Annotated in this window: 3 protein-coding genes; all 3 read right to left on the bottom strand. The window is 73.5% G+C overall.

Going from position 1 to position 2,254, the window contains the following annotated elements; all coding sequences use genetic code 11:
• Window positions 1-237 (bottom strand): NAD-dependent epimerase/dehydratase family protein (locus OO57_RS37610; protein ID WP_158715388.1); only part of this gene is annotated, 237 nt, incomplete at its 3' end.
• 56 nt (window positions 238-293) lie between these two features.
• Complete coding sequence (gene sigJ / locus OO57_RS37605) at window positions 294-1,199, bottom strand: RNA polymerase sigma factor SigJ (protein WP_033257396.1); 906 nt, start codon at window positions 1,197-1,199, stop codon at window positions 294-296.
• Between the two features lie 282 nt (window positions 1,200-1,481).
• Window positions 1,482-2,081, bottom strand: coding sequence for a superoxide dismutase (locus OO57_RS37600; protein ID WP_033257395.1), 600 nt, complete (start codon window positions 2,079-2,081; stop codon window positions 1,482-1,484).
• Window positions 2,082-2,254 lie beyond the last annotated feature (173 nt).

The raw sequence follows: 2,254 nt of genomic DNA, 5'->3' as shown, positions 1-2,254 counted from the left end.
GGTGGGGATTGCGGGGGTGGGGGTGGTGGTGGTTTCGGGGCTGGAGGGGGTGTCGGCGTCGGTCGGGAGGGTGGTGCGTCGGGTGAGGGCGTGGACGGGGTGGCCGGTGGCGCGGGCGTGGCGCAGCACCTCGCGGCCGAGGACGCCGGTCGCGCCGGTCACCAGCAGGGGGCGGGCGGTGCGGTCGTTCGCGGTTCGGTCGTTCACAGTGCGCTCGTTCACAGTGCGCTCGTTCACGGTGCGGTTCCTTCCGGGGAGGGGTGGCGGGGCTCTCCCTGGTAGGAACCGGACGGTCAGCCGTTCTGTGACAGCGCCAGGTGCCGGTGCGCGTAGTGGGCGAGTTTGTCCGGGTTGCGCAGGATCCGGATGTCGGTGACGCCGTCGGGGCCGACGTCCACCAGGCCGACGGAGGTCAGCGCCCCGCCCTCCCAGCCGAGCAGGGCGGGGGCGCCGTTGGCCTCGGCGAGTTCGAACCGGACGTCGCCGGTGAAGCGTTCGAACAGGCCGGCCAGGAAGCGGGCCGCGTTGACCCGGCCGTGCACCGGCCGGAGCGCGGCGCGGACCTTGCCGCCGCCGTCCGACCACACCACGACCTGCGCGGCGAGGAGCTGTTCGAGCTGCTCCAGCGCCCCGTCCGAGGCGGCCTGCAGGAAGCGGCCGAGCAGGGCGGCGTTCTGCTCGGCGTCGACGGTGCCGGGGCGCGGGGCCCCGTCGGCGAGGCGCTTGCGGCCGCGGTGGTGGAGCTGGCGGGCGGCGGCCTCGGTGCAGTCCAGGACGCCCGCGACCTCCCGGTGGCTGTACCCGAACGCGTCGCGCAGGACGACCGCGGCGCGTTCGGGCGGGGAGAGCCGCTCCATCAGGGTGAGCACCGCGAAGGACACCGCCTCGCGCTGCTCGGCCCGCTCCATCGGCCCGAGCGCCCCGCTCGCCACCGGCTCCGGCAGCCACGTCCCCGGGTACTCCTCGCGCCGGGCCCGGGCCGAGGTGAGCCGGTTCAGGCACAGGTTGGTGACCACCTTGTTCAGCCAGGGCCCGGGCGCAGCGACCTGCCCGGGCTCGGCGCCGTGCCAGCGCAGGTACGCGTCCTGCACGGCGTCCTCCGCCTCGGCGGCCGACCCGAGCATCCGGTACGCCAGCGAGAACAGCCGCTGCCGGTGGCTCTCGAACTCCCGTACCGCTTCGTCCCGTTCCCCGTCCATGGGCTCCACGCTAGAGCACCTCACCGGCCTCGCCGCGGTGGACGGGGGCGCGGAGTGAACCCCTTGGGCGGGGAGGTCGAGTGCGTGGAGCAGGCCCGCGAGCAGGTGCCCGTTCGCCCGGTGGGGTTCATGCCGTTGCAGGGCGGGTCGCCGACGGCGCGCCGGAGGGGGCCGCGGTCCGGCCGGACGTCGGGGAGGTGCGGGGGACGTCCGGCGCGGGCGTTCGCGGGGCGGGCGGCGGCAGGGGACGGGCTTCGGGGGCTGAGTCCTGGCGGCCGGTTGTCAGGCCTGGGTGGCGGCGTAACGGGCGCTGACGTCCTGCCAGTTGACGACGTCCCAGAGGCGGGTGACGTAGTCGGGGCGGACGTTGCGGTACTGCAGGTAGTAGGCGTGCTCCCAGGCGTCGAAGGCGAGCAGCGGGACGGTGCCCTGGCCGACGTTGCCGTGGTGGTCGTAGACCTGCTCGACGATCAGGCGCTTGCCGAGCGGTTCCCAGGAGAGGACGCCCCAGCCGGAGCCCTGGACGCCGACGGTGGCGGCGGTGAGCTGCTGCCGGAAGGCGTCGAAGCCGCCGAAGTGCTCGGTGACGGCGTCGGCGAGGGCGCCGTCGGGGCGGTCGCCGCCGTCGGGGGAGAGGTTCTCCCAGAACAGCGAGTGCAGGACGTGGCCGGAGAGGTGGAAGGCCAGGGTCTTCTGCAGGCCGACCAGGGCGCCGAACTGCTCCTTGTCGCGGGCCTCGGCGAGCTGGTCGAGGGTCGAGTTGGCGCCGTTGACGTACGCCAGGTGGTGCTTGGAGTGGTGCAGTTCGAGGATCTCGGCGGACATCGCCCGCTCCAGGGCGGAGTAGTCGTACGGCAGGTCAGGCAGCGTGTAGGCACCCATGGCTGAGCAGCCCTTCTCGTTCGGACGGAGGGTCAGTTGCGAGAGCCACCTTATTGCAAACCTGTTGCAGTAGCGACGATTGAGCATTAAGGACCGGTGTCGCCACGTGACGAAGGCCCGCCCGGTGGAGAACCGGACGGGCCTTCGGGGAGGGGAGGAGGGGGGAGGGGAGG

It is taken from the genome of Kitasatospora phosalacinea (assembly GCF_000717185.1).
GTDB lineage: Bacteria > Actinomycetota > Actinomycetes > Streptomycetales > Streptomycetaceae > Kitasatospora > Kitasatospora phosalacinea_A.
This window is presented reverse-complemented; position numbering and strand designations above follow the sequence as displayed.

Coding starts and splice junctions, on each gene's coding strand:
- sigJ (WP_033257396.1), bottom strand. CDS start 1,199: ATGGACGGGGAACGGGACGAAGCGGTACGGGAGTTCGAGAGCCACCGG.
- OO57_RS37600 (WP_033257395.1), bottom strand. CDS start 2,081: ATGGGTGCCTACACGCTGCCTGACCTGCCGTACGACTACTCCGCCCTG.